General features: G+C 61.2%; 31 protein-coding genes. 12 read left to right on the top strand and 19 right to left on the bottom strand.

Going from position 1 to position 25,503, the window contains the following annotated elements; translation table 11 throughout:
* Positions 1-18 precede the first annotated feature (18 nt).
* Both K5E37_RS23450 and earP read right to left on the bottom strand, forming a co-directional pair.
* Positions 19-588, bottom strand: a complete 570-nt coding sequence (locus tag K5E37_RS23450) for an elongation factor P (protein ID WP_007955690.1) — start codon at positions 586-588, stop codon at positions 19-21.
* A gap of 48 nt (positions 589-636) precedes the next feature.
* Positions 637-1,779: an elongation factor P maturation arginine rhamnosyltransferase EarP gene (earP, locus tag K5E37_RS23445; protein WP_221535298.1), complete on the bottom strand. Its 1,143-nt coding sequence runs from the start codon at positions 1,777-1,779 to the stop codon at positions 637-639.
* 124 nt (positions 1,780-1,903) lie between these two features.
* On the opposite strand from earP, the gene K5E37_RS23440 reads away from it, so the two are divergent.
* The gene (locus K5E37_RS23440) at positions 1,904-2,311 is read left to right on the top strand and encodes a hypothetical protein (RefSeq protein ID WP_007955686.1); all 408 of its coding nucleotides are present in this window, start codon (positions 1,904-1,906) and stop codon (positions 2,309-2,311) included.
* 2 nt (positions 2,312-2,313) lie between these two features.
* Positions 2,314-2,796: a GreA/GreB family elongation factor gene (locus K5E37_RS23435; protein ID WP_221535297.1), complete on the top strand. Its 483-nt coding sequence runs from the start codon at positions 2,314-2,316 to the stop codon at positions 2,794-2,796.
* An 8-nt stretch (positions 2,797-2,804) separates the two neighbouring features.
* Here K5E37_RS23435 and cysB read toward each other — a convergent pair whose 3' ends face one another.
* From cysB to K5E37_RS23410, 5 genes are all read right to left on the bottom strand, one after another.
* Positions 2,805-3,779 (bottom strand): HTH-type transcriptional regulator CysB, encoded by a 975-nt coding sequence (gene cysB / locus K5E37_RS23430; RefSeq protein ID WP_007955684.1) that lies wholly within the window; start codon positions 3,777-3,779, stop codon positions 2,805-2,807.
* Positions 3,780-3,892: 113 nt separating this feature from the next.
* A complete protein-coding gene (locus K5E37_RS23425) occupies positions 3,893-4,396 on the bottom strand; it encodes a universal stress protein (protein WP_007955683.1) in 504 nt (167 codons plus the stop codon).
* A 98-nt stretch (positions 4,397-4,494) separates the two neighbouring features.
* Positions 4,495-5,400, bottom strand: coding sequence for a 5'-nucleotidase (locus tag K5E37_RS23420; protein ID WP_007955682.1), 906 nt, complete (start codon positions 5,398-5,400; stop codon positions 4,495-4,497).
* A gap of 23 nt (positions 5,401-5,423) precedes the next feature.
* Complete coding sequence (locus K5E37_RS23415) at positions 5,424-6,380, bottom strand: putative 2-dehydropantoate 2-reductase (protein ID WP_221535296.1); 957 nt, start codon at positions 6,378-6,380, stop codon at positions 5,424-5,426.
* Positions 6,377-6,763: a co-chaperone YbbN gene (locus K5E37_RS23410; protein ID WP_085744977.1), complete on the bottom strand. Its 387-nt coding sequence runs from the start codon at positions 6,761-6,763 to the stop codon at positions 6,377-6,379. The genes K5E37_RS23415 and K5E37_RS23410 overlap by 4 nt, the downstream gene beginning before the upstream one ends.
* Here K5E37_RS23410 and K5E37_RS23405 point away from each other — a divergent pair.
* Together K5E37_RS23405 and K5E37_RS23400 are read left to right on the top strand one after the other, a co-directional pair.
* Complete coding sequence (locus K5E37_RS23405; RefSeq protein ID WP_085607164.1) at positions 6,762-7,190, top strand: PilZ domain-containing protein; 429 nt, start codon at positions 6,762-6,764, stop codon at positions 7,188-7,190. The genes K5E37_RS23410 and K5E37_RS23405 overlap by 2 nt on opposite strands.
* 145 nt (positions 7,191-7,335) lie before the next feature.
* Positions 7,336-8,412: a 3-deoxy-7-phosphoheptulonate synthase gene (locus K5E37_RS23400; RefSeq protein ID WP_011335309.1), complete on the top strand. Its 1,077-nt coding sequence runs from the start codon at positions 7,336-7,338 to the stop codon at positions 8,410-8,412.
* Between the two features lie 70 nt (positions 8,413-8,482).
* Here the strand turns inward: K5E37_RS23400 and K5E37_RS23395 are convergent, their stop codons facing one another.
* Positions 8,483-8,764 carry a GNAT family N-acetyltransferase gene (locus K5E37_RS23395; protein ID WP_007955658.1) on the bottom strand — a complete coding sequence of 94 codons (282 nt, stop codon included), beginning with the start codon at positions 8,762-8,764 and terminating at the stop codon, positions 8,483-8,485.
* Positions 8,765-9,401: 637 nt separating this feature from the next.
* Between K5E37_RS23395 and oprI the strand changes: the two genes are divergently transcribed.
* Positions 9,402-9,653 carry an outer membrane lipoprotei OprI gene (oprI, locus tag K5E37_RS23390; RefSeq protein WP_003183784.1) on the top strand — a complete coding sequence of 84 codons (252 nt, stop codon included), beginning with the start codon at positions 9,402-9,404 and terminating at the stop codon, positions 9,651-9,653.
* 123 nt (positions 9,654-9,776) lie between these two features.
* On the opposite strand, the gene K5E37_RS23385 is transcribed toward oprI, so the two are convergent.
* From K5E37_RS23385 to K5E37_RS23375, 3 genes are all read right to left on the bottom strand, one after another.
* The gene (locus K5E37_RS23385) at positions 9,777-10,748 is read right to left on the bottom strand and encodes a L,D-transpeptidase family protein (protein WP_007955657.1); all 972 of its coding nucleotides are present in this window, start codon (positions 10,746-10,748) and stop codon (positions 9,777-9,779) included.
* Positions 10,749-10,899: 151 nt separating this feature from the next.
* Complete coding sequence (locus tag K5E37_RS23380) at positions 10,900-11,193, bottom strand: hypothetical protein (protein ID WP_007955656.1); 294 nt, start codon at positions 11,191-11,193, stop codon at positions 10,900-10,902.
* 57 nt (positions 11,194-11,250) lie between these two features.
* The gene (locus K5E37_RS23375; RefSeq protein WP_007955652.1) at positions 11,251-11,856 is read right to left on the bottom strand and encodes an arylesterase; all 606 of its coding nucleotides are present in this window, start codon (positions 11,854-11,856) and stop codon (positions 11,251-11,253) included.
* Positions 11,857-11,866: 10 nt separating this feature from the next.
* Here K5E37_RS23375 and K5E37_RS23370 point away from each other — a divergent pair, with 10 nt between their 5' ends.
* The 3 genes from K5E37_RS23370 to greB are packed head-to-tail and all read left to right on the top strand — an operon-like array spanning position 11,867 to position 15,586.
* Positions 11,867-12,550 carry an ABC transporter ATP-binding protein gene (locus tag K5E37_RS23370; RefSeq protein WP_007955651.1) on the top strand — a complete coding sequence of 228 codons (684 nt, stop codon included), beginning with the start codon at positions 11,867-11,869 and terminating at the stop codon, positions 12,548-12,550.
* On the top strand, positions 12,550-15,054 hold the full coding sequence (locus K5E37_RS23365) for an ABC transporter permease (RefSeq protein WP_221535295.1): 2,505 nt from the start codon (positions 12,550-12,552) through the stop codon (positions 15,052-15,054). Before K5E37_RS23370 ends, K5E37_RS23365 begins: the two co-directional genes overlap by 1 nt.
* A gap of 34 nt (positions 15,055-15,088) precedes the next feature.
* Positions 15,089-15,586, top strand: a complete 498-nt coding sequence (gene greB / locus K5E37_RS23360; protein ID WP_039770483.1) for a transcription elongation factor GreB — start codon at positions 15,089-15,091, stop codon at positions 15,584-15,586.
* Between the two features lie 3 nt (positions 15,587-15,589).
* Here greB and K5E37_RS23355 read toward each other — a convergent pair whose 3' ends face one another.
* The 3 genes from K5E37_RS23355 to K5E37_RS23345 form a co-directional block, all read right to left on the bottom strand.
* On the bottom strand, positions 15,590-15,898 hold the full coding sequence (locus K5E37_RS23355) for a hypothetical protein (protein ID WP_085607170.1): 309 nt from the start codon (positions 15,896-15,898) through the stop codon (positions 15,590-15,592).
* Between the two features lie 250 nt (positions 15,899-16,148).
* The gene (locus tag K5E37_RS23350) at positions 16,149-16,583 is read right to left on the bottom strand and encodes a DoxX family protein (RefSeq protein WP_007950955.1); all 435 of its coding nucleotides are present in this window, start codon (positions 16,581-16,583) and stop codon (positions 16,149-16,151) included.
* Positions 16,584-16,690: 107 nt separating this feature from the next.
* Positions 16,691-18,112 (bottom strand): transglycosylase SLT domain-containing protein, encoded by a 1,422-nt coding sequence (locus K5E37_RS23345; protein WP_085607172.1) that lies wholly within the window; start codon positions 18,110-18,112, stop codon positions 16,691-16,693.
* 236 nt (positions 18,113-18,348) lie between these two features.
* Between K5E37_RS23345 and K5E37_RS23340 the strand changes: the two genes are divergently transcribed.
* The 3 genes from K5E37_RS23340 to K5E37_RS23330 all read left to right on the top strand — a co-directional run bounded on the left by K5E37_RS23340 (position 18,349) and on the right by K5E37_RS23330 (position 21,231).
* The gene (locus tag K5E37_RS23340; RefSeq protein ID WP_221535294.1) at positions 18,349-19,155 is read left to right on the top strand and encodes a TatD family hydrolase; all 807 of its coding nucleotides are present in this window, start codon (positions 18,349-18,351) and stop codon (positions 19,153-19,155) included.
* A 108-nt stretch (positions 19,156-19,263) separates the two neighbouring features.
* The gene (locus K5E37_RS23335; protein ID WP_221535293.1) at positions 19,264-20,745 is read left to right on the top strand and encodes a methyl-accepting chemotaxis protein; all 1,482 of its coding nucleotides are present in this window, start codon (positions 19,264-19,266) and stop codon (positions 20,743-20,745) included.
* A gap of 120 nt (positions 20,746-20,865) precedes the next feature.
* On the top strand, positions 20,866-21,231 hold the full coding sequence (locus K5E37_RS23330; protein WP_007950951.1) for an Mpo1-like protein: 366 nt from the start codon (positions 20,866-20,868) through the stop codon (positions 21,229-21,231).
* A 1-nt stretch (position 21,232) separates the two neighbouring features.
* Here K5E37_RS23330 and K5E37_RS23325 read toward each other — a convergent pair whose 3' ends face one another.
* The 3 genes from K5E37_RS23325 to K5E37_RS23315 all read right to left on the bottom strand — a co-directional run bounded on the left by K5E37_RS23325 (position 21,233) and on the right by K5E37_RS23315 (position 23,361).
* A complete protein-coding gene (locus tag K5E37_RS23325; RefSeq protein WP_221535292.1) occupies positions 21,233-22,027 on the bottom strand; it encodes an acyl-CoA thioesterase II in 795 nt (264 codons plus the stop codon).
* A gap of 210 nt (positions 22,028-22,237) precedes the next feature.
* A complete protein-coding gene (locus K5E37_RS23320; RefSeq protein WP_221535291.1) occupies positions 22,238-23,005 on the bottom strand; it encodes a CHAD domain-containing protein in 768 nt (255 codons plus the stop codon).
* Between the two features lie 77 nt (positions 23,006-23,082).
* Positions 23,083-23,361: a hypothetical protein gene (locus K5E37_RS23315; RefSeq protein ID WP_007950948.1), complete on the bottom strand. Its 279-nt coding sequence runs from the start codon at positions 23,359-23,361 to the stop codon at positions 23,083-23,085.
* Between the two features lie 217 nt (positions 23,362-23,578).
* Here K5E37_RS23315 and K5E37_RS23310 point away from each other — a divergent pair, with 217 nt between their 5' ends.
* A complete protein-coding gene (locus K5E37_RS23310) occupies positions 23,579-24,616 on the top strand; it encodes a patatin-like phospholipase family protein (protein WP_221535290.1) in 1,038 nt (345 codons plus the stop codon).
* On the opposite strand, the gene K5E37_RS23305 is transcribed toward K5E37_RS23310, so the two are convergent.
* Both K5E37_RS23305 and K5E37_RS23300 read right to left on the bottom strand, forming a co-directional pair.
* Positions 24,613-25,311, bottom strand: coding sequence for a response regulator (locus K5E37_RS23305; RefSeq protein ID WP_039770498.1), 699 nt, complete (start codon positions 25,309-25,311; stop codon positions 24,613-24,615). The two genes, K5E37_RS23310 and K5E37_RS23305, sit on opposite strands and share 4 nt — an antisense overlap.
* Positions 25,312-25,359: 48 nt before the next feature.
* On the bottom strand, positions 25,360-25,503 hold a 144-nt coding region (locus tag K5E37_RS23300), incomplete at its 5' end, for an ATP-binding protein (RefSeq protein WP_260404437.1).

Below are 25,503 nucleotides of genomic sequence, written 5' to 3'. Positions count from 1 at the left end.
TTCCGCAAAAAGCAGTGCTTATTTGGCACGGCCTTTGTAGGAACCGCCTTCGCGGGTATCGATCTCGATCATGTCGCCGATTTCGATGAAGTCAGCAACCGACAGCTCGGTACCGTTCTTCAGTTTGGCAGGCTTCATCACCTTGCCGGAAGTGTCACCGCGAGCGGAACCTTCGGTGTAGTCAACCTGACGCACGATGGTGGTCGGCAGCTCTACGGAAACCAGACGGCCTTCGAAGAATACGGCTTCGCAAACGTCGGTCATGCCTTCTTCCACGAATGGCAGAACGCTTTCGATGTCTTCGGCGTTCAGCTCGTACATGGTGTAGTCGGTGGTGTCCATGAACGTGTAGGAGTCACCGCTGATGAAGGACAGGGTCGCTTCTTTGCGATCCAGGATCACGTCGTCCAGCTTGTCGTCCGCACCGTAAACGGTTTCGGTCTTGTAACCGGTCAGCAGGTTCTTCAGCTTGGTCTTCATGATCGCGCTGTTACGGCCCGATTTGGTGAATTCAGCTTTCTGAACCAGCCAAGGATCGTTGTCGATACGGATCACGGTACCGGGTTTGAGTTCTTTACCAGTTTTCATTGCGAATATCCGAATTTGGATGGGATTTACAAAAATCTAGGCCGCGTATCATATCCAATTTCGGTAAAACTGTACCAGCGCCGTCGCAAGATCCGCCAGCAAGGCCTGTTCCAGACACCACGCGCGGGCATTTTCCTGCAGTTCGGGCCAGTGTTTGCGGGCCTCAAGCCAGTGGTCGCCGATAGGCTGCCCGGCACTCCAGGCGCGCCATAGACCGTTCATCGCCTCGGCGGCAGCCGGTGAAAGACGTTTTGTGTAGAGCGCAAGGAAGGCGTCGAGCTTGTCGAGATGGATGTCTTCGTCCTGCTGATAGATGTGCCACAGCATCGGCCGCCCCGCCCATTGCGCCCGGACAAACGAGTCCTCGCCGCGCACCGCGTTGAAATCGCAGCACCAGAGCAATTGATCGTATTGATCCTGCCGGACGAACGGCAGCACTTGCACGGTCAGCGACTGACGAACATGCGTCGCCCCGACCGCCAGCGACTCTACCCCGAGCCAACGGGCGACATCACCGAGAATCCGCCCTTCCGGCACCAGCAGATGAGTGGGCGTCGAGTCCGCCGCGAGCACATCCAGCCAACTGGCGAGTCCGGCATTCTCGTAGGCAAATAGCGAGATCAGTTGCGCATCGGCTGCAGGAACGATCCCCAGACCGTGCAGGAATTGTCGCTGAGCCTCGGGATCCTGCTGAAACTGCTGACGCCGCTCCAGCAAACCGTTTTCACGCAACAGGCCACCGGTGCCCGGCTGGAACCCCGGAAAGAAAAAGTACTTCTGCACCGACTTGTACTTCACCGACGGCAATCCGTGGCAACCGACTACCCAGTCTTCCGCGCTGAGGTAGTCGAGGTTCATCCACAACGGCGGCTTTCCCCGTGCGGCCATGGCGTCCATGTAGACGCCCGGCAACTGGCAGGCAAACGCAGCGATCACCACGTCGGCCGCCTCCGCGTCCTGCCACTCGGCTGACCAGTGCCGGACTTCGACGCCCTGCTGCCATTGCTGATCGAGTCCGATGTCGATTTCCGGGCAAATGCGTTCGAAAGCGCGCAGGTCATCGACCCACAATCGCACCGTCATTGCCTGCTCGCTGACCAGTTGCCGGGCCAGACGCCAGGTCACGCCGATGTCGCCGTAGTTATCGACGACCGTACAAAAAATGTCCCAGCGGGTGTTCAGTGGCGGCATTCAAGGCTCCCGTTGGCAAAAGCGCCGATTGTCCGCATAAATGTCTCCATGCAGAAGAGCCGACGGCAATTAATCTTCGTGCGACAATCGCCACTCGCCCGCATTCATCCGCCAGGAGGCAGCCATGCCCTATCGTCCCAACCCGCGTCGCCCCTTGCCTGTTCAGCTTAGCGCGCTGCAATTGACCGGCAGCATTGCCCTGGGTCTGTGGCTGGGTTTCCTGGCCATTGCGCTGACGTGCTGGCTCGCTTCACGCTTTTTCTTCAATGAACAACTGGCGCCGGTTGCCCAGGCCGTACAGCAACTGGCCAATCCACCCGCCGTCCGAGTGGTGCCGGACATTCCGCCGCAGAGCCCGTTGTTCGAGCAGTACGAAGAAAACCTGCGCAAGAACGAGCAACAGGCACGTCTGGATCAGGCGCGTGGCAGCACACGTAATCTGTCGAACCCCAAATGCCAGTTCTGGCTGCAACAGGATCAGACGGCCCCGAGCGAAAAGAGCCGCGCCAACGTCCTGCAATTCTGCGATTGATCATGAATAAACAGACGGTTCACCAACTGATTCTCGACAAGCTGCGCGTCGATCTCGACATCGCTGAACGCGCGGCGCAAACCGCTTACGAAACCGCGACCCACGAAGAGAACATCGCCGAAAACAAGTACGACACGCTGGGTCTTGAGGCGTCGTATCTGGCGGCGGGCCAGGCGAAACGGGTCGAGGAAATTCGTCAATCGCTAGCGCTGTGCCAGAACCTGACGCTGCGTGCGTATGACGATCAGCGAGGGATTGAAGTCGGCGCCCTGCTTGGTCTGGAAGACGAAAAGGGTCGTGAACAATGGCTGTTTCTGGCGCCGGATGCGGCAGGCCTGAAAGTCGACGTGGTGGGTCAGCCGATTACCGTCATCACCCCGCGCTCGCCGCTGGGCAAAAGCCTGCTGGGCAAGTTCGAGGGTGACGAGGTGGAGATTCTGGTGGCGGGCACCCGGCAACAGTTCGCTGTCACCGAGGTGCTGTAGACAGGGGCTTAGTGAACCGGCAGTTCGACGCCTTCGAACAGTTCTTCCAGTTCCTGCTTGTTGTGGCACTGAATGGCCTTGGCCATGACTTCGCGGGTCAGGTGCGGCGCGAACTTCTCGATGAAGTCGCACATGAAGCCTCGCAGGAAGGTGCCGCGACGGAAACCGATCTTGGTCACGCTGGACTCGAACAGTTCGCTGGCATCGAGCACCACCAGGTCGTTATCCAGTTTGGTGTCGACCGCCATTTTCGCCACGATGCCGACACCCAGGCCCAGACGCACGTAGGTTTTGATCACGTCGGCGTCGGCCGCGGTGAACACCACTTTCGGCGTCAGGCCGCGATGGCTGAAGGCTTCGTCGAGTTTCGAACGACCGGTGAAACCGAACACGTAAGTCACGATCGGGTATTCGGCCAGCGCTTCGAGGGTCAGCTTCGGCAGCTTGGTCAGCGGGTGGCCCTGAGGCACGACCACGCAACGGTTCCAGCGGTAGCACGGCATCATCACCAGATCGCCGAACAGCTCCAGCGCTTCGGTGGCGATGGCGAAATCGACGGTGCCGTCAGCAGCCATTTCGGCGATCTGCATCGGCGAACCCTGGTGCATGTGCAGCGCCACGTCCGGGTATTGCTTGATGAAGTTGCTGATCACCGGTGGCAGTGCATAACGTGCCTGGGTGTGGGTGGTGGCGATCGACAGGGTGCCCTTCTTCTCGTTGGAGAATTCCTGGGCGATCTGCTTGATGCTTTCGACCTTGCGCAGAATCTCACCGGCGGTGGTGATGATGCGCTCGCCGGCCGGAGTGACGCGGGTCAGGTGCTTGCCGCTGCGGGCGAACACTTCGACGCCCAGTTCGTCTTCCAGCAGGCGGATCTGCTTACTGATGCCCGGTTGCGAGGTGTAGAGGCTTTGGGCTGTAGCGGAAACGTTGAGGTCGTGGTGCGCCACTTCCCAGATGTAGCGCAATTGTTGAAGCTTCATATGAATCCCTCAAAGCAGGTAGACGCCACGGGCATCAGCGACGGTATATAACTATATTAATGGTTTGAAGAATAAATCTAGAACTTTTTTATCAAAGTGCCATTATTCCTGCCTCAGCGATCCTCCCGACGCCGACGCTCCACCAGCGGCACCAGATAAACCGGCACCTTGGACAATTGCAGCAGCCGGGCTGCCGTTCGCCCCAAAGGTGTTTCCGCCCCGACCCCGTGGCTGTGACTTCCTACGATCAGCAAATCGACAGAGAGTTTCTGTACCTGATCGAGAATCACCTGTGACGGATCGCCCTGCAGCACCCGCACCGCGCGTATCCGCTGCAGGTCCTGCTCGCCCTCGTCCCCCAGTTCTTCACGAAAACTGTCGAGCACCCGCTGCTCGATATTGGCGATGACGGTTTTCAGACCCTGACTGTGAAATTCGTTCAACGCCTGTTCGTCGAGATAGCTCTGTAAAACCGATTCGGCAAACAGCCCCATGGGTTCCACCGCGTGCACCACGTACAGATCGGCATTGAACGTTCGCGCCATTGCCAAGGCATGCTGCATCACTAACGGTGCGTACAGACCGAGGTCAGTGGCATACAGCATCGAACGAATCATATGACCTCCTCGCGTGCCAACATGGCGGAGATTTGATTCAGCTTAGCAGTGCCTTGGCGAGTACGACGTGCGACGCAACGTCTTGAACCACGTGGGCTTTAGACCGCCGGTTCGTTGCTGATGCCGTGGGGCACGTGACCGGTTGCCACGACTTCCCGGGCCAGCTCGCAGTGGCCGGCCTGATCGTCGAAAAACACGTCGGCGGCGAAGGCTTCGAGGAACGCCGATTTGGTCAGGCCACCGAGAAACAGCGATTCGTCCAGACGAATGTCCCACTCGCGCAAGGTGCGGATCACCCGCTCGTGGGCCGGCGCCGAACGCGCGGTGACCAGGGCAGTGCGGATCGGGCACTCCTCGTCGGAGAACTCGCGCTGCAACAGATTGAGCGCCGCGAGAAAGCCTTTGAACGGCCCGCCACGCAACGGTTCGCGCGCGGATTCACGCTCCTTGGCCTGGAAGGCTTCGAGGCCACCGGATTGATAGACCCGCTCCGATTCGTCGGAGAACAGCACCGCGTCCCCGTCGAAGGCGATGCGCAATTCATCGCTGGCCGCACGACTGGCGCCACCGGACAGAATGGTCGCCGCCGCGAAACCGGCATCCAGCGCAGCGCGCACATCTTCGGCGTGGGTGGAGAGAAACAGGTCGCAACCAAAAGCCTTCAGATACGGATAAGGACTGCGCCCGCCGACAAACGCCGCGCGGGAGATCGCCAGACCGTAATGACCAATGGAGTTGAAAACGCGCAGGCCGGTGTCGGCACTGTTGCGCGACACCAGAATCACCTCGACCCGGGCGCGGCCGAGGCGACTGTTCAGGTTGAGCAGTTTTTCCACCAGCGGAAAGGCATCGCCCGGCGCGAGGATTTCGTCTTCGTGATCGATCTGATATTGCCGGTAGGCTTCGACGCCACTCGACTCATACACCTTGTGGCTTTCGCTCAGGTCGAACAGGGCACGGGACGAAATCGCCAGCACCAGTTTGTCATCGATGTTCTTGGCCATGCCTTTCCCCCAGTGCGACCGGTTTAAACGTTACGCCGGTCGATAAAGCTCAATGTGCGATACAACGATTCGATTCGCGGCAACTCGCAGCCTGCCGCTTTTGCCGCCGCCAAAGGACGAGCGTAGATCGCCTCCAGCTCCAGCGGTCGCTTGTGCAAAAAGTCGTGGTACATGCTCGGCCAATAGTCGGGCATTTTCTCGGTCATCATGAACAGGTATTCGGCGTAACCGGGCGGCATGTCGTGACCGCAGGCCTTGGCGCCCTGCACCACTTCGGCCATCAGTGCCTGAATCAATGCGCGACTGTCGGTATCGGCCATCAACGGCGTGGTGCTGGCACCGAGCAACACCGAAAGGCCGTTGTAGGGAATGTTCCACACCAGTTTCTGCCAGCGCGCCTGATGCAGGTTCGGCATCGCTTGGGAGTCGAGACCGGCGGCGCGGAACAGGCCGGCGCCCTCCTCGACGATCTCCATGCGCGCCGCGTCATCCGGTGCCGGGCCGCTGTGATACCCGACGTTCACCGCCCCCAACGCCTGGTGGGTGATCTGCCCCGGCCCTTCGCGGTGGACGCAGATCAGGCACAAACCGCCCAGCAAGTGCAGGGAGTCGGGCAGCAACGCCCGCAAGCTGTCTTCGACGTCGAGGCCGTTTTGCAGCACCAGCACTTTCGCGTCGGGCTTCGCCGCCTGAATGATCGAAGGCGCCAGCCCGGCATTGCTGGTGGTCTTGGCGCCGACCAGCAGCCAGTCGCAGGGCGGCATGTCTTCAGCTGACGAATAGGCCTGCACCGGATTCAGCGTCAATGTGCCATGCACGGCACTGTCCACCTGCAAGCCGCGCTCGGCGACCGCGGAAAACTCACTGCGCAACAGAAAGTGCACATCGAACCCGGCCCGGGCCAGCATCACCCCGTAGAACCCTCCGATGGCGCCGGTGCCGATAATCCCCACCACCGGTTTGTTCACTGCTCCCATCACGGCAACTCCTCTGCAATTCGACCCAGCGCCTGCGCCACGGCTGCGTTCAGCTCATCGACATTCAGGCGCGTGTGCACTGCCCCAAAGAACTCGCCGTCGCGCACCACAAACAGCGCCGGCAAATGAAAGACCTGATAACGCTCGACCAGTCCGCCGTTGTCGCCGGCATCGATCCAGCACACGCGATCGACGGCGAGATCGAGCCCCGGCAACACTTCGCGGGCATAGCGGCAACTGGCGCAGCCGACGCTGGTGAAGATCACCAGTGAAACGCCGTTCATCGCCAGCAGCCGTTGGTCGGCGTCAAAATCGGTCAGCTGCGATTCGACCACTATACTGGGGGAAACAATGTCAAATGGCCGACACAGGGAGTCTGTGCTCATGGGACGGTTTATTCCTCATCCGGATGATGTGCCCGTTGAATTGACCCTGCTCACACCGGAGTGTATTTCGCGTCAACGGCTGCACACTATCAGCCTCGGCGGCATCGCTTGCAATTACCACCGTGCCTGGCGCCATGGCACCGCGCTGCAAGTGCGCATGCCGACCATCAATGCCGATTTCACCTATCCGGGCTATGTGGCCTGGTGCCTGCGTCGTAAAAAAGGTTATCTGGTGGGCATTGCGTTCACGGATGAGCAGACGCTGTTCAGCGCGCGAATGGGTGAGCAGGTGTGTCAGATCGAGCGCTATTGCCGAATCAACGATGCCCACGATGACCTGCAGGATATCCAGGCGCGAGCCCTGCAATGGGTCGAGCAGCACGCCGAAGAGTTCTCCCACGACAGCGTTCGCAAGGCTTTTGCGTAACCAGAGCTGGACTGAACAGTTACTTGCCCATTGTCTAGCAGGCGTCTAACGCGATAAGGTTCGGCTCCCCGACGCGCTTAAATCCGCTGTGCTCCGCCGCGCGGGGATCGCTGGCGGCCGGCACCCGTGACCTGACGAGTAAACGATGGCTGATTTACCGATCAACGACCTGAACGTCGCTTCCAACGAGACCCTGATCACTCCCGATCAGCTCAAGCGTGATATTCCTCTGAGCGACGCTGCCCTGCGCACCGTCACCAAGGGTCGCGAGGTCATCCGCAACATTCTCGATGGCACCGACCATCGTCTGTTCGTGGTGATCGGCCCCTGCTCGATCCACGACATCAAGGCTGCCCACGAATATGCCGATCGCCTGAAAGTGCTGGCGGCAGAAGTCTCGGACACCCTGTATCTGGTCATGCGCGTGTATTTCGAAAAGCCACGGACCACCGTCGGCTGGAAAGGCCTGATCAACGACCCGTACCTGGATGACTCGTTCAAGATCCAGGACGGTCTGCACATCGGTCGCCAGTTGCTGCTGGACCTGGCCGAGAAAGGCCTGCCGACCGCGACCGAAGCCCTCGACCCGATCTCCCCGCAGTACTTGCAGGACCTGATCAGCTGGTCGGCGATCGGCGCCCGCACCACCGAATCCCAGACCCACCGCGAAATGGCTTCCGGCCTGTCCTCGGCGGTCGGCTTCAAGAACGGCACCGACGGCGGCCTGACCGTGGCGATCAACGCCTTGCAGTCGGTTTCCAGCCCGCACCGTTTCCTGGGCATCAACCAGGAAGGTGGCGTGTCGATCGTCACCACCAAAGGCAACGCCTACGGTCACGTGGTACTGCGCGGTGGCAACGGCAAGCCGAACTACGATTCGGTCAGCGTCGCCCTGTGCGAGCAGGCGCTGAACAAGGCCAAGATCAAGCCGAACATCATGGTCGATTGCAGCCACGCCAACTCCAACAAGGATCCGGCCCTGCAACCGCTGGTGATGGAGAACGTCGCCAACCAGATCCTCGAAGGCAACCAGTCGATCATCGGCCTGATGGTCGAAAGTCACCTGAACTGGGGCTGCCAGGCGATCCCGAAAGACCTCGCCGACCTGCAATACGGCGTGTCGATCACCGATGCCTGCATCGACTGGTCCGCTACCGAAAACACCTTGCGCAGCATGCACGCCAAGCTCAAGGATGTCCTGCCGAAACGTCAGCGCGGCTGACAGCCGTTTCGCAGGCATAAAAAAACGCCGGGCATTGCCCGGCGTTTTTGTGTGTGCGGTGTGAGGTCAGTCAGATCTTGGCGGTGCGCCGCTGATGACGCTCCATGTAACGCTCCACGTAGGAGCACGATGGAATGACCGTGTAGCCCATTTCATCAGCGTACTGCAACGCCCGCTCGGTCAGGGCTGCCGCGATGCCTCGGCCACGCAAGGCGTTGGGCACGAAGGTGCGGTAGATATCCAGGGTCTGTTTCCCCAGATCCATATAGGTCAGGTAGGCACGATGACCGTCCACATTGGTCTCGAACTGATGACCAGCCTGGTCATGGTGGATGGACAACGCCTCGCTCATCACTACTCCTCGCGGGTCTCGAATTCTGACCCCTACCTTACCGATGTTTTCCCGGCGAAGGAACATCTACGCCACCCCGTGCCTGATGGACACCGAGAAGAACTGCACCGATCTCGCGCAACCCGAGCACGTATCAAATAGTAGGCACCATTGGCGAAAATGCTCAAGGTACGCTCGTCATCATGCAGATTGACGGGGCAGTTCCGGTGGACTCAGGGCCGGTTCGGGAGACAATCTTCCCGAGCCGAAAGGCTGAACATCGCCGGATGTTGAGACTTAAGACGAGCCCCCTGTTTTAAAGTCACCTCAACATGGACAAAGATATGCGAGGCGCTGCGCAAATTCGCAACAAAAGTGTGGACGAATCCATATAGACAGACTTTAGCCACTACCTGCAAAACAACCCGCGGCAACGGGAACTTTTTCTCATTAACTCGCTCATCTCGCGGCTTACAGCTGGATATTTTTTATACAACGCAGTTAAAAGTTGCTCGAAAAAGAATCAACGCCTACAATTTTTTTTGCTTCTTGCCTCACGTCAGTTTACTTACTACAAGTAATGGGTAGTATGTACGCCGGCTATTTCCTCAATCGGAGGAGACAGCCACTTAATTGAAAGTCCTTGAAGGGGAACACGATGAACAACGTTCTGAAATTCTCTGCTCTGGCTCTGGCCGCAGTTCTGGCTACCGGTTGCAGCAGCGCATCGAAAGAAACCGAAGCACGTCTGACCGCTACTGAAGACGCAGCTGCTCGCTCCCAGGCTCGTGCAGACGAAGCTTACCGTAAAGCTGATGAAGCTCTGGCTGCTGCTCAAAAAGCACAACAGACTGCTGACGAAGCTAACGAGCGTGCTCTGCGCATGCTGGAAAAAGCTAGCCGCAAGTAATAGTCCTTCGGGATTGTTATCAAGCCGACCCATTTTTTGGGTCGGCTTTTTTGTGCCTGCGGTTTTCTGCGGGCAATAAAAAACCCGCCGCTGCGCAAGCCTCGGCGGGTTTTGTCTTTCAGCTTATTGCTGCAGGTCGATCGGTGCGCTGGAGACCATCGGCGCCGAGGTGTTCGGCGTGCCGATTTCGGTTGGCAGGCCATCTTCGGCCGCCACCACATCACGCACCACATCCCAGTCCATGCGCAGGTTGTTGGTGATGTCTTCACGCTTGAGCATCGCGTTGATCACGGCGGTGTGCTTGTCGACCACCGACGGGTTGCCCTTGTCGTCGATCGGCGTGTGCGCTTCCAGGTAGATCTTGCCACCACTGCGACCGAACTTGTAGGCGTCGTTGAGAATCCGTACCGAAGTCCCCACCGGCACCATGCCGGCCATTTCCAGCACGTTGTTGTTGAACATGCGGAAGCAGCCGTGGCTGGTGCGCATGCCGATGCCGAACTTCTTGTTCGAGCCGTGGATCAGGTAGCCCGGCGTGCCCAGGGTGAACTTGAACGGACCCAGCGGGTTGTCCGGACCGGCCGGCACCACGTTCGGCAGCGGATCACCGTCGGCCGCGTGCTCGGCCTTGATCGAGGCTGGCGGCGTCCAGGTCGGATTCGGTGTCTTGGCGGTGATTGTGGTGTGCGCGATCGGCGAGCCCCAGCCTTCACGACCGATACCCAGCGGGAAGGTGTACACCACGTTCCGGCCTTTCGGGAAATAGTAGAGGCGGTATTCGGCCAGGTTGATCACGATGCCTTCACGCGGGCCCGGCGGCAGGATGAAGCGGGTCGGCAGAACGATTTCGGTACCGGCGCCCGGCAACCAGGCATCGACGCCTGGGTTGGCCGCGACCATTTCCGAATAGCCCAGATCGTAGGTGGTGCCCAGATCGGCAAAGGTATCTTCGTACTTGGCCTTGATCACCTGCACCTGGCCGATGATGTCCTCACCGGGTGGTGGCAGGGGAAACTCCAGTGCGGCAACGGGACCGGCCACACACAGGGCGGCAAGAGACAGGCAGCGGGTGACGGCAGGAAAACGCGGCAACATCCGGAGAATCCTTCGCAAGATCGACAAGGTAATAAGAACGCGATTGTACACCGCGCCCAGGGAATTCGGGGAGATGCGCCGATGGGCTGGCATCACTCTTCATGATTGAAGCTGCCGCTCGCCCAAACTGCATTCAAAAGAATGGTTGCGCTTAAAGCTCGAAACGCAGCTCAGGCCAGATCGGCGACGTGCCGCGCTTCTGCGATTCGAGGATCGCCCGGCACAGCGAGCACAGGCGCTGATCCTGAAACACCCGGCGATCCACGCTCGACCAGCGCGGTTGCGCCGGCAGCAGACTGCCGCACAGGGTTCGGTCAGCCGAGCCACCGAGCTCCAGTTGACGGGTCACCAGATGCACTCGCACTTCCTGGCAGGCGAACAGATCCAGCTGTTCGTCAGGCTCGATCAGTTGGTAGGCAAACAGGGACCAGGCAGAACGCGGCATCGGGGGCTCCAAATTAGGGGGCGCCACATTAGCCGAAAGCCTGCCGCTAGAAAAGCCTCATAGCAGCGGTTTTAGCGTCGGCCAGACATTTTCCAGCAACTTGCCCTGAGCCCCGGCCGCCGGGTGCAGACCGTCTGCCTGCATCAAGTCCGGATGCCCGCCCACACCGTCGAGGAAAAACGGCACCAGCGGGATTTTTTTCTCCTCGGCGAGTTTGCCGTAGACCTCGGCAAAGGCATCGGTATAACGCTTGCCGTAGTTGGGTGGCAATTGCATGCCGAGCAACAGCACCTTGGCACCGCTTTGGCGGGAGCTGTCGATCATCGAAGCAAGATTTTGTTGCAATTGCGTCGGCGGCATTCCGCGCAGGCCATCGTTGCCGCCCAATTCGAGGATCACCAGTTCCGGTTTGTGCTCTGCAAGCAGCGCAGGCAGCCGTGCCTGGCCTCCGGCACTGGTGTCGCCACTGATGGACGCATTGACCACTTTATCGTCAAAACCTTCGGTCTTGAGCCGCTGTTCGAGCAACGACACCCACCCCAGCCGGGTATCCAGTCCGAAACCGGCGCTGATACTATCGCCAACGATCAGGACTGTACCCGCCGCTGCGTTCTGGGCCATGCACATCAAGGCCAGGCCAGCACTCAAAAACCACACACGCATCGGATTCTCCATGGGCGCAAGCATTCTCACCGCGAAGAACCTTAGCAAAGTGGTTCCCAGCGCGGAAGGTGAACTGACCATCCTGCACGAACTCAGCCTGGAACTGAACAAGGGCGACAGCCTGGCCATCGTCGGCGCGTCCGGTTCCGGCAAATCCACCCTGCTGGGTCTGCTCGCCGGCCTTGATCTGCCGAGCAGCGGCGAAGTGACGCTCGCCGGGCAAGGCCTGAGCAATCTCGACGAAGACCAGCGCGCGCGCATTCGGGCCGAACACGTGGGCTTCGTCTTTCAATCGTTCCAGTTGCTCGACAGCCTCAACGCGCTGGAAAACGTCATGCTGCCGCTGGAGCTCGACGGCCGCAAAGACGCTCGAAGCCGCGCCACCGAACTGCTGCAACGGGTCGGCCTCGGCCAGCGCCTGACTCACTCGCCGCGCCAGCTCTCCGGTGGTGAGCAACAGCGCGTGGCGATTGCCCGGGCCTTCGCCGCCGAGCCGGACGTGCTGTTCGCCGACGAACCCACCGGTAACCTCGACAGCCACACCGGCGAGCGCATCAGCGACTTGCTGTTCGAATTGAACAAGGAACGCGGCACCACCCTGGTGCTGGTGACCCACGACGAACGCCTGGCCCATCGCTGCCGGCGCCTGATCCGTCTTGAAGCCGGCCTGTTGGTCGCCCCTCTGGAGCCTTGATGGCACGTCTGCCGCTGTTTCGTCTGTTCAGTCTTGCCCTGCGCCAACTAATGCGCGATGCCCGCGCCGGTGAACTGCGGGTGCTGTTTTTCGCCCTGGTGGTGGCGGTGGCGGCGAGTACCGCGATCGGCTACTTCGGCGCCCGCCTCAACGGCGCAATGATGCTGCGCGCTACCGAGTTTCTCGGCGCCGACCTGTCGCTCGAAGGCAGCTCGCCGGCCCGACCGGAACAGATCAGGAGCGGCACCGAGCTGCGTCTGGATCATGCGCAGGTAGTGGAGTTTTCCAGCGTCATCGCCACAGACAACGGCATTCAGCTCTCCAGTATCAAAGCTGTCGACCGCGCCTATCCGCTGCGCGGCGAACTGAAAAGCGCCCCCGCTCCCTTCGCGACAGAGGAAGCCGGTGGCGAGCCGCAGCCCGGTGAAGCCTGGGTCGAAGCGCGCCTGCTGACGGCGCTGGACTTGAAGATCGGCGACAGCATCGACGTCGGCATGAAGACGCTGAAACTGACGCGAGTGCTGACTTACGAACCGGATCGCGCCGGCAACTTCTACAGCCTGACGCCACGAGTACTGATCAACCTTGACGATCTCGCCGCGACCGGCGTGGTGCAACCCGGCAGCCGGGTGAGTTACCGCGAACTCTGGCGCGGTGAACCGCAGGCGCTGGAAACCTATCGCCAACTGATCAAACCGGGGCTCGCCGCCAACCAGCGGATTCAGGATGCCCGCGACGGCAACCGGCAGATCGGCGGCGCGCTGGGCAAGGCCGAACGCTATTTGAACATGGCCAGTCTGGTGGCCGTGCTTCTGGCCGGTGTCGCGGTGGCGCTATCGGCCAACCGCTTCGCCAGCCGGCGTTTCGATGCCAGCGCCCTGCTCCGTTGCCTGGGCTTGTCGCGGCGGGAAACCCTGGTGCTGTTCAGTCTGCAACTGACGGTGCTCGGCCTGCTCGCCAGCCTCAGCGGCGCCCTGCTGGGCTGGCTCGCGCAATTGGGATTGTTCGCACTGCTGCATGATCTGCTGCCGACCGACGTACCGCCGGGTGGCTTGCTGCCGGCACTGGCCGGCATCGGCACCGGGCTGGTGGCGCTGGCCGGTTTCGCCCTGCCACCGCTCGCCGCACTGGGCCGCGTGCCGCCGTTGCGGGTATTGCGTCGGGACATGCTGCCGATTCCATCGAGCACCTGGATGGTCTATGGCGCGGCACTCGGTGCGCTCGGGCTGATCATGTGGCGACTGAGCCTCGACCTGCTGCTGACATTCGCCCTGCTCGGCGGCGGTGTGGTCGCCGCGCTGGTGCTCGGCGGTTTGCTGCTGTTGCTGCTGCAAAGCCTGCGTCGCCTGCTCGCGCGTGCATCCCTGCCGTGGCGTCTCGGGTTGGGTCAGTTATTGCGCCACCCTTTGGCGGCCGCCGGCCAATCATTGGCTTTCGGGCTGATCCTGCTGTCCATGGCTTTGATTGCATTGCTGCGCGGTGAACTGCTCGACACCTGGCAGAACCAGTTGCCGAAAAATGCCCCCAACTATTTCGCTCTGAACATCCTGCCGGCCGACAAACAAGCCTTCACCGATCACCTGATCAACGTCTCGGCCCAGGCCGCGCCGTTGTACCCGGTGGTGCCGGGACGGCTGATCAGTATCAATGGCGAAGCAGTGCAGCAGATCGTCAGCAAGGATTCGGCCGGCGACCGCGCCATCCAGCGCGACCTGAGCCTGACCTGGGCGGCCGATCTGCCGGCGGGCAACAAGATCACCGCCGGATCGTGGTGGACCGGCCAACCTTCGGATGACGTTCCGGGCGTCTCGGTGGAAGGCAAGGTGGCCGAAAGCCTCAAGCTCAAGCTGGGCGATCACATGGTGTTCAGCGTCGGCGGGGTCAATCGCGAAGCGAAGGTCACCAGTTTGCGGGAGATCAACTGGGACAACTTCCAGCCGAACTTCTTCATGATCTTCCAGCCTGGCACCCTGAAGGACTTGCCGGCGACCTACCTGACCAGCTTCTATCTGGCCCCCGGTCACGATCAGCAGATTGTCGAGTTGTCGCGAGCATTCCCGGCGGTAACCATCCTGCAGGTCGAAGCCTTGCTCGAACAGCTGCGCAGCATCCTCGCCCAGGTCACCCTGGCGGTGGAGTATGTGCTGTTGTTTGTGTTGGCGGCGGGGATGGCGGTGCTGTTTTCCGGGTTGCAGGCAACGCTGGATGAACGCATTCGCCAGGGTGCGCTGTTGCGTGCGCTGGGGGCCGAGCGGCAGTTACTGATCAAGGCACGACGGATCGAGTTCGGTTTGCTCGGCGCGGTCAGCGGGTTGCTCGCGGCGATCGGTTCGGAAGTGGTGAGTCTGGTGCTGTATCGCTTTGCCTTCGACCTGCCGTGGCATCCCCATCCGTGGTTGCTGCTGTTGCCGTTGATCGGCGCGGCGCTGATCGGTGGCGCCGGCGTGTTCGGCACGCGGCGTGCGCTGAACGCCAGCCCGCTGACAGTGTTGCGCGAGGGTTGATAGACTCCAGCCGTCTTAATCAAAAGAAGTTGCCATGAGCCGTTATCGCCCTCCCCGCACTGCCGGTACCGCGCTGATCACCCCCGAAGGTGAAGCGCGGATGCGCGCCGAATTCCATGAGCTGTGGCACGTGCGCCGCCCGCAGGTGACGCAGTCGGTCAGTGAAGCGGCGGCTCAGGGTGATCGTTCGGAAAATGCCGAGTACACCTACGGCAAGAAAATGCTGCGCGAGATCGACAGTCGCGTGCGTTTTCTCACCAAACGCCTTGAGGCGTTGAAAGTGGTCAGCGAAAAACCGAGCGATCCGAACAAGGTCTACTTCGGCGCGTGGGTGACCATCGAAGACGAAGACGGCAAACAGTCGCGCTATCGGATCGTCGGCCCGGACGAACTGGACCTGAAACTCGGCCTGATCAGCATCGACTCGCCGCTGGCCCGCGCCCTGATCGGCAAGGCGCTGGATGCTGAAGTGCGGGTACAGACGCCGACCGGCGAACAGTTCGTCTACATCGTGGCGATCGAATATCCCTGACGCTCAGCGCCGGGTGATCAGGCCTTGGCGTGCGACTCGGGTCAGTTGGCGAATCATTTCCGGCGCCTCTTCAAGGCTCGGGGCCTGAATGACGGCCAGATCGAAACTGTCATCGGCAAAACGCGCCAGCGACTCACCGTCTTCGACAAACTGGATCAGGAAGGCGGCAGGACCGCCGCTGCGACGTGGCCAGCCATCGAGATAACGCAACAGCGTCGGCTGATGTTTGCCGCCAAGCAGGATTTTCGGATTGCGCTGGGTGATGTGTGCCGTGATCGGCGCGGGACGTGCTGGAGGGCGTAGTGCATTCATCGTGTCGTGTCTCTGCCTCAAAAGTCTGCATGGCAGGTGAGAGGCAACACCGAACCAGCGCTTTAGCGGTATTTCGAAGCCCTGTTCCGGCTTCTGACGGCAACTGAAGAATAGTCACCTGGCGCCCCGCAAGTAGCTGTTTAAATCGGCGCATGAGCGGCATCGTAGAGAACGTGACCGGCCAGTGTCAAGAATCAGCCGCAACAAAAAAGGCCCGCACAATGCGGGCCTTTTGCTTGAGCCAGAGCCTTCAACCGGCGATGGCGCGATCCACCGAAAGCTTGCCGGCGCCTTCGATCAGCACCGCGAGGCTGCCACCGAGCAGGGCCAGGGCGAACTCGTAACCGTTGTTGGCCATGAACAGACCGTTGCTGATGTGCACGGTGAAGATCGCCACCAGCGACAGGAAGGTCAGACCCAATGCCGCCGGGCGAACCAGCAGGCCGATGATCAGCGCCAGACCGGCGAAGAACTCGGTGCCGCCGGCCAGGGTGGCCATCAGGTAACCCGGGGTCAGGCCGATGCTTTCCATGTATTGTGCAGTGCCCGCCAGGCCATAGCCACCGAACAGGCCGAAGAGCTTCTGCGAGCCGTGGGCGGCGAAGATCACGCCGACGGCAATGCGCAGAATGGTCAGACCGTAGCCGGCGCGAGTGAACAGAACCTTGTTGATCAGAGAGCTCATGTTGCGTTTCCTTGTTGTCAGAAGTGCTTGTTGGTTGGCCGCTATATTAATCAGTTAATTTCATGTTAAAAGCGCAAAAATTCCGCCATAACAATCAACTTATTAGATCATTTGCGTGAGACCACTTTCTGCCCCCGGGGCTCCAACGACTCCCGCTCCCGGTCGAACGCCAAGTAATACTTGTTCACGCTATTAACATAGCTGACGGCCCCCATTCCCACCTGCTCCATGGCGATACGCTCGACCTGGAAGAACCACTGGTTGGGGTTCAGACCGCGACGCCGCGCCTCGGCGCGCATGCCTTGCACCCGCTCCGGGCCGATGTTGTACGCCGCCAGGGTGAACGCCATGCGCTCGCGCTCGTTGAGCTTGGGGCTGTTGAAGAACTTGCGGCGGATCATGGCCAGGTACTTGGCACCGGCCTGCACATTCGCATCGAGATTCTGGATATTGTTGACACCAACTCGCTGCGCGGCGGACGGGGTGATCTGCATCAGCCCGGTCGGCCCGCTACCGCTGCGCGCATTGGGCTGCAGCGCCGACTCCTTGAACGCCAGCGCCGCCAGGTTGAGCCAGTCCATGTTTTGCGCTTCGGCGTGTTTCTGCAGGGTCGGTCGCAGTTTTTCCAGGCGCTGACGGTCAGCCTTGGCCAGCGGATAGTGCACTTGATACAGCCGGCGGTAGATCCGCAGGAACGCCGCATCTTCGTTCGATGGTTTTTTGTAGCCGGTCAGGAAGCGGTCGATGCTGGCCCGCAACATCGAGGCATCACGGCGCACGAACCAGTATTCCTCGCCCGGTTCGCTGATCATCACCTGACGGTCGAAACGCAGCTTGGGCAGGATCTTGCCCCACCGCTCGGCGATCGGTTGCTCGACAATGGTCAGGTGGAAGATCCCGCCCTGAACCATTTCCAGCACATCCTCGACCGCCAGCGTTGGATCGACCCATTCGATCTTGATCGGCGCCAGTTTATGCAGCGCCAGTTTCTGGTTGAGCTGACTGACCGCCTCCCCCGCCGCACTGCCAGTGGGCAGCGCCAGGGTTTTGCCGGCGAGTTGCTCGACCTTGGTGTAGCGCTTTTCACCCTTGATGCCGACCAGCACCAGCGGCACGTTGCTGGCAATCGGCTCGCTGCTGGCGACCGCGTGGCCCGGTTGCAACTCGAGCAGTTCGCCTGGCGCAACAAGATCGCCTTCGCCACGCTGTAGCGCGCCGAGCAGTTGATCCTTGGCTTTGGGGATGATCTTGAGGGTGATTTCCTGGCCGTCGCGGGCGTGGCCATTGAGGTATTGCTCGAAGGCGCGCAGGCGGTGGTATTCGATGCCGATGGCCTGGCCCTGGACTTCGCCGGAGCTGTTGCGGCTTTGGTTGACCAGCACCCGCAACACGCGGCTGCTGCGGATTTCGGTCAGGTCGCGGACCTTGGCGGCCGGCACGGCTTGCAGCGGCCCGGGCAGCCGCGCGACCGCCGTCATCGGCAGCAGCAACGAACCACACAGCAGGAGCAAAACCGAGGGACGAACCATCCACTCTCCGGAAAGAATACGGGGCGTTTGCACCGCTGAGCGGTCGCAAAACACCGACGAAAACAGAGCGCCTGGAGCGCTGATAAAGTGCGAGAGACTGGCACAGTGATGGCAACTCTGCCAGCCCAGCCTGCCTCGCGGCCTCAACAGACAGCCATAAGCCGTTGTAGTTCTTGGCTTTTCTTATAAATCTACAGCTCTGATATGCTTTCCGGCCTTCGGCCCGAGGTAGCACCATGCAACTCATCGATATCGGCGTCAACCTGACCAACCCCAGTTTCGCCGACAAACACCAGGCCGTGCTCGACCGCGCCTACGCTGCCGGGGTCTGCCAACTGGTGCTGACCGGCACCAGCGTCGAAGGCAGCGAACAGGCACTGGAGCTATGCCAGCAACTGGATCCGGACGGCCAGCGACTGTTCGCCACCGCCGGCATTCACCCGCATTCGGCCAGCGACTGGAACGCCGACAGCGTGCGGCGTCTGCGCAGTCTGTTGCAGGAATCGAACGTGGTAGCAGTGGGCGAATGCGGGCTGGACTTCAACCGCGATTTCTCGCCGCGCCCGCAGCAGGAAAAAGTCCTCGAAGAACATCTGGCGCTGGCCGCCGAACTGCAATTGCCGGTGTTCCTGCACGAGCGTGATGCGAGCCAGCGCCTGCTGGAAATCCTCCGTGACTTCCGCGACCGATTGCCCGCCGCCGTGGTGCATTGCTTCACCGGCGAGCAGAAAGCGTTGTTCAGTTACCTCGATCTGGATCTGCACATCGGCATCACCGGCTGGATCTGCGACGAGCGTCGCGGTACCCATTTGCATCCGCTGGTGAAGGAGATCAAACGCGGTCGCCTGATGCTGGAAAGCGATGCGCCGTACCTGCTGCCGCGCACATTGCGGCCAAAGCCGAAGAACGGGCGCAACGAGCCGGCGTATCTGACCGAAGTGCTGCGTGAAGTGGCATTGCATCGAGGCGAAACCGAAGAGGATCTGGCGGCTCACACCACCGCCTGCGCGCGTGCGTTTTACGGTTTACCTACCCTGCCCTAGCCGAGGCGAATGCATCACTTGTTGATGCACATCAAGATCCGGACACCTGCGTAGCGGCACAATAATGGCACCTTGCCAAAATTGTTTCCGCTATCAGAGAAGACCTCCATGGGTGCCTGGCTTAGCAATATCTCGCTGAAATACAAATTCTGGGCGGTCAATGCGGTCGCCTTCGTCACCACTCTGTTGCTGGTGCTGTACGCCGTACAGCTCGAACAACAGGCCCGCAGCCACGCCGCGCAAACTTCGGCCCAGGCCCAGGCGCAATTGCTCAAGGCCTGGCCGGCCGGGCAAGCGCTGCCCAAATCCGATCAAGTGCTGACTTTCAAACGCGGCGAAGCGCCGCGCCTCAACGATCAACCGCTGCTGGAGATCACCGACAGCAACGGCTGGATCGAGATCAGTCACTTGCCGTTGTTCGGTGAAAACCCGCTGCTCGGCGCCGAGGTCTTCAGCCGTGCCGATGGTCAGCAGGTCGCCGTGATCGCCTACGCCCCCAGCCTCAGCCAGGTGTTCGGCGAACGCTTCGCCAACTACGCGGTGGCGGTGTTCATCCTGATGCTGGCGATGCTCGGCGCTTCACAGTTGCTGATCCGCTTTCTGCTCAGTCAGCTGAACACCCTCAAGGACGTGATGCTGCACGTGGAGAAAACCGGCGACCTCGCCGCCCGGGTGCCGCTGGCCTGCAAGGATGAAGTCGGGCAGATGGCCAACGCGTTCAATGCGATGCAGGCCGGTTACCAGCGAGTGGTGACCACCGTGGCCAACACCGCGCGGCAACTCGACGTCGGCGCCGCGCGGCTGGCATCAAGCATGAACGAGGTGCGTCACGGCATGCTCGGCCAGCAGAGCGAAACCGATCAGGCCGCCACGGCGATCAACGAAATGACCGCAACCGTCTACCACATCGCCCAGCACGCCGGCGCCACGCGCGACCTGTCGCAGACCGCCGATGGCCTGGCTGGCAGCGGCCAGCAAGTGGTAAGCCGGGTGCAGACTTCGATTGCCGGCCTGTCCAGCGGCGTGCAGCAGACCGCCGAGATGATCCAGCGGCTGGCCGAGGACAGCCAGAAGATCAACGGCGTGGTCAGCGTGATCCACAGCATCGCCGAACAGACCAATCTGCTCGCGCTCAACGCTGCCATCGAAGCGGCTCGCGCCGGGGAAATGGGTCGCGGGTTCGCGGTGGTCGCCGACGAAGTGCGCAACCTCGCCAAACGCGTGCAGACCTCCACCGATGAAATCACCACTATGGTCTCGGCGTTGCAGGCAGGCACCCGCGATGCGGTCGACTTCATGCAGGAGAGTTCGTACAAGGCCGATGACTGCGTGCAGCAGGCGCAAGAGGCCGGCGAAGCACTGGCGGAAATCACCGGAGCGGTGGCGCAGATGCGTGAGAGCAACACGCAGATTGCGGTGGCGGCGGAGCAACAGAGTCAGGTTGCCGAAGAAATGAACCGCGCGGTGGTGAGCATTCGCGATGTCACCGAGAACACCGTGCAACAGACCGTGGATTCGGCGACCACCAGTAACGAGTTGGCGACGCTGGCCGGTGAACTGAATAAGGCGATCGGTCAGTTGAAGCTCTAGGGGGCAACATCAAGAATGGCCATTGTCCCTATCACTTCAATAGCCAACCTTGATTCGCCGCCCTGGCTGCCCGGGCCTATTCTTCAACCATGTACCAAACATGGATCGAGGAGCAGCAACATGGGCAAACGTCACCCCAACCTTCCCGCGTGGCAATGGCGCGCGTACCCGAACAACCATCAGCACCCGACCAATCTGGTGCTGCACCTGATTGCCGTGCCGCTGTTCATCGTCGCGTTTCTGTTGATCGTCTCGGGGGTGTTCAGCCTGAGTCTGGCCAGCGTGGCGATCGGCGTGATCGGCATCATCGCGGCGCTGGGTTTGCAGCGTCACGGCCACAGCCTGGAGGCGCAAGCCTCCGAGCCGTTCAGTGATCGCAAGGACGCCGTCTCGCGTCTGCTGGTCGAGCAGTTCCTGACGTTTCCGAGGTTCTTCCTCAGTGGCGGCTGGTTCCGCGCCTGGCGTGAACGCCATCGCCGCCATTGAGTCAGGCGAAGATCGTCACCGTCTGCCGACTCATGGCAATCAGTTCACCCTTCGCGCTCCACAGCTTGGCGGCGACATGGCCGTAACCGTCAGCCGCATACTCGATGTCCGCCAGGTATTGGCAGAAATCCAGCGTGCTCAAATCCCGTAACGGCTGAACGAATTCGATGGTCCAGGTCAGCGTGCTGCCCGGTGCGGGTTTCTTCAGGTACGGCAACAGCGCGGGCGGCCAGGCATCGACCAGCGCCAACAGGTGCGCCTCGTTGACCGGCTCTTCCTTCACATCCCCACGCAGACGCACCCAGCCGCCCATCAGCCGCGATTGATTGCCGGTGAACGGCATGCCGCCGACACTCCAGCGCATCGCCAGATGACGCATGAACTCTGGGGTTACGCCTTTGATGTACGGCAATTCCTGGCAATCGTCCCAATGTTTCATCTCGGGTGCCGGATAGGCTTCAACCGCCACTTCCGAAGGCCGCGAAGCCCCGAAGCTGCCTTGCACCATCGTCACCACCTGACCGTTCTGCACGGCGCGCCCCAGCACCTGGCTGACTGCCTTGCCTTCGCGCAGCACTTCGACTTCAAAGCTCACCGGCACTTCGGGCTCGACCGGGCCGACGAAGGTGATCGCCAGCGAACGCACCGGCCGATCGGTCGGAACCTTGGTGCGCATCACTTCAAATTGCAGCGCGGCCACCAACCCGCCAAAACTGGCCCGGCCCTGGCCCCACTCCGCCGGAATCGTGACCTCCGGTTGACGACGGACAGCATCGATCAGATCGCAAAAGCGCATGGAAACCTCGGACAGGAAAAAGGGAATGACCGGATCTTAACCAGCGCGGCAGAGCGGCGCAGCGTCCATTCCGGTCAAAGAGACTGACAGATAAGCCGTTTAGTGTGGGAGCGAGCCTGCTCGCGATAGCGGTGTGTCAGTCACTTCATTGGTGACCGTGCAGCCGTAATCGCGAGCAGGCTCGCTCCCACATGTGGTCTTGTGGAAAATTCAGGACTTGAAGCAGGCCGCGCTGAGTTTTTCCAGCACCCGGTCGGCCTTGATTTCGGCCTTGGCCATGGTCGCCTGCCAGGTAGCGACGCAGGGTTGCAGATCCGGCTCCAGTTCGGCGCGGGCCAGCCATTGCCAGCAATCGTGCCAGTCACCGAGGGCGCCTTGCGCGGATTTCAAACGGGGCAAGGCGGCTTCGGGCAGACGATCCAGTTCGGGGTAGGCCTCGATGCCGTAACGCACACGCTTGATCAGCAGCCGCAGGCGATGGCGGTCGTGGGCCGGATCGTGCAGCGCCACGTCGAGATTCTTCCATTGTTTGCCCAGACGTTTTTCGATGCGCTTGTCCAGGCGCTTGAGCAATCCCTGGCGCTGGGACGCGCGCAGAAAACGCGGAAAGGCATCGAGGATCATCAGCAGCGACGCCACTTCGGCGCTGGCCGCCAAGGCCGGATAAGCCTCGGCCATCTGCGCCATGCGGCGCTGCGCGGCTTCGGGCTGATCGTGTTTGATCAGCCAGGCTGCCAGCACCTCGCGGTCGCGCCACGGCGTGGTCAGTTGCCCGACGCTGGCTGCCGCGCTTTCCAGTTGTTCGACACCGGGCAAACCGCGCAACGGTCGCAGCAGACTGCGCAAGCGCCGCACGGTGGTGCGCAGATCGTGCAGCGCCTCAGGATCAGTCCGGGCGGTCAAACGTGCCTGACAGGCCAGCAGCCTGACTTCCAGGCTCAAGACATGAGCCACCAACCGGTCGACCAACGCAGACATTACTTGCTCCTGAATTCAATGGCTTTGCACGAGTGTGCGCCGGCGCAAGGCACCTGCCCTTGCGCCACGTCAGCAGCTTAGCGCCCGGCGCGGGATTCGCGAATGTAGAAGCGCGCTTTTTCGGCTTTCTTGGTGCAGCCTTCGAACCCTTCGAATTGCTGCTGGGTCTTGGCTGCCGTCAACAGCGACAGCGCCTTGGAATAGCTGACGGTGCCGGCAAACCCTTCGGCTTTCGCCAGATCCAGTTCATGCCACGCCGCGTCGAGCTGGCTGCCGCAGCTGTCGCGGTAAGCGGTCTTGCCGGCGCAACCGGCCAATGCCAGCGCCATCAACGGCACACAGATCCAGGCTTTCATCACTCACACCTCAAAGATAGGTCAACAGTCGTGCAGGTAAGACGGTGCGGCAGCGAAAAAGTGCCTTGCGCCCCGTGATTCCACCGCACTGCAAAAGATAACGCCGACGGGTCATGAAGTATCGAAAAAACGACGCCATCGCCGCCCCGAACGACCCCGGCGATTGTCGCCCGGCCCTCGATGGGTGCATTGTGGAACCTTGCCGGGAGGAAGTCGGATGAAAAAGCGTGTCGCACTGGTGCTGGGCTCCGGTGGCGCCCGGGGCTATGCCCATATCGGGGTCATTGAAGAGATCGAACGACGGGGCTATGACATCAGTTGTATTGCCGGCTGTTCAATGGGGGCCGTGGTCGGCGGAATCTACGCCGCCGGCAAGCTTGACGAGTACCGCAACTGGATCGAAAGCCTGGATTACCTCGACGTACTGCGCCTGGTGGACGTGAGCTTCCGTCTCGGCGCGATCCGTGGCGAAAAAGTCTTCGGCCAGATCCGCAAGATCGTCGGCGAGATCAACATCGAAGACCTGCGCATCCCCTACACCGCCGTAGCCGCCGACCTCACCAATCAACAGGAAATCTGGTTCCAGGAAGGCTGCCTGCATCAGGCGATGCGGGCCTCGGCGGCGATTCCCAGCCTGTTCACCCCGGTGATGCAGGGCAACCGGATGCTGGTGGACGGCGGCATTCTCAACCCGTTGCCGATCGTGCCGGTGGTGTCGAGCCATTGCGACCTGATCATCGCGGTCAATCTCAACTCGACCAACCAGCGTCATTACAAATTGCCGGTGATCCAGCGCCCCGCCGCGTTCCGCACCCGCTTCGACAGCCTGATCAATTCGCTGGGCTCGAAGATGCCGTTCCGCCGCAAACAGGCCGAGCAACTGCTGCGACTGGAACAGGAAGCGTTGCGGGCCGAAGCAGCCGAGATCAATCCATGGGTCGAGGGTGCGGAACCGGAAACCCAGCAACCGGCCGCGGCCCCTGAGCGCGACGGCGCGCCGAAGTCCGCCACCGGTTCGTTCATCATCGATAACGTCGGGCCTGCGTCATTGCTCGACCTGATCAACCAGAGTTTCGAGGTGATGCAGACCTCACTGGCGCAGTACAAGATCGCCGGGTATCCGCCGGACATCCTGATCAATGTGCCGAAGCGGGTGTGCCGGTTCTTCGAGTTCTACAAGGCGCCTGAATTGATCGCGCTGGGTCGCGAGATTGCCAGGGATACGCTGGATCGCTACGAGAGCGAGCAGAACTAAAGGCTGCTCTCGCTCAACAAGCGATAACCGACGCCCGCCTCGGTCACGATAAACCGGGGCCGGGTCGGATCGTCCGCCAGTTTCTGTCGCAGGTGCCCGACCACGATCCGCAGGTAGTGGCTGTCCTCGGTGTGAGTCGGGCCCCAGATGTCCTTGAGCAATTGCTGCTGGGTGATCACCCGCCCCGGATGCCGCGCCAGTTGCGCCAGCACGGCGTATTCCTTGCGGGTCAGGGCGACTTCGACGCCGTCGAGCAATACCCGGCGATACGCCAGGTCCACGGTCAGAGGGCCGAAATTCAACGCGGCCTGCTGCGCTTCTCCGGCCGGCGCCTGACGCAGCAACGCCCGCACCCGGGCGAGAAATTCCTGAATGCCGAACGGCTTGGTCACGTAGTCATTGGCGCCGCCATCCAGCGCCTGGACTTTCTGCCCTTCGCTCGCGCGCACGGACAGCACCAGCACCGGCGCCGTGGCCCATTCGCGAAACTCGCGCAGTACCTGCTGGCCGTCCATGTCCGGCAGGCCGAGGTCGAGCACCAGCAGGTCCGGTTTGTTCAGCGCCGCCTGGGCCAGGCCCTCGGCGCCGGTGCCGGCCTCCAGCACCTTGTAGCCCTGGGAAGCGAGGCTGATGCGCAGGAACTTGCGGATCTGCGGTTCGTCATCGATGACCAAAATGGTCGCGGTCTGGCTCATGAATTCACATCAACACAAAAGAGTGGCAAGAGAGTAGCGCAGCGCGGATCAGGCTTCACCGTCCATCCCCGGTTGCGTCTGCAAAGGCAGGTGCAGGGTAATGCAGGTGCCGCGCCCGTCGATGCCGTCGCCGACACTGATCCGCCCGCCATGGGCGCCGACCATGCCCTGACAGATCGCCAGCCCCAGCCC

The organism is Pseudomonas sp. RIT778 (assembly GCF_019718735.1).
In the GTDB taxonomy this organism is placed as follows: Bacteria; Pseudomonadota; Gammaproteobacteria; order Pseudomonadales; family Pseudomonadaceae; genus Aquipseudomonas; species Aquipseudomonas aphyarum.
Note: the sequence above shows the minus strand (reverse complement) of the source record. Positions and strands in the feature narration are given on the sequence as shown.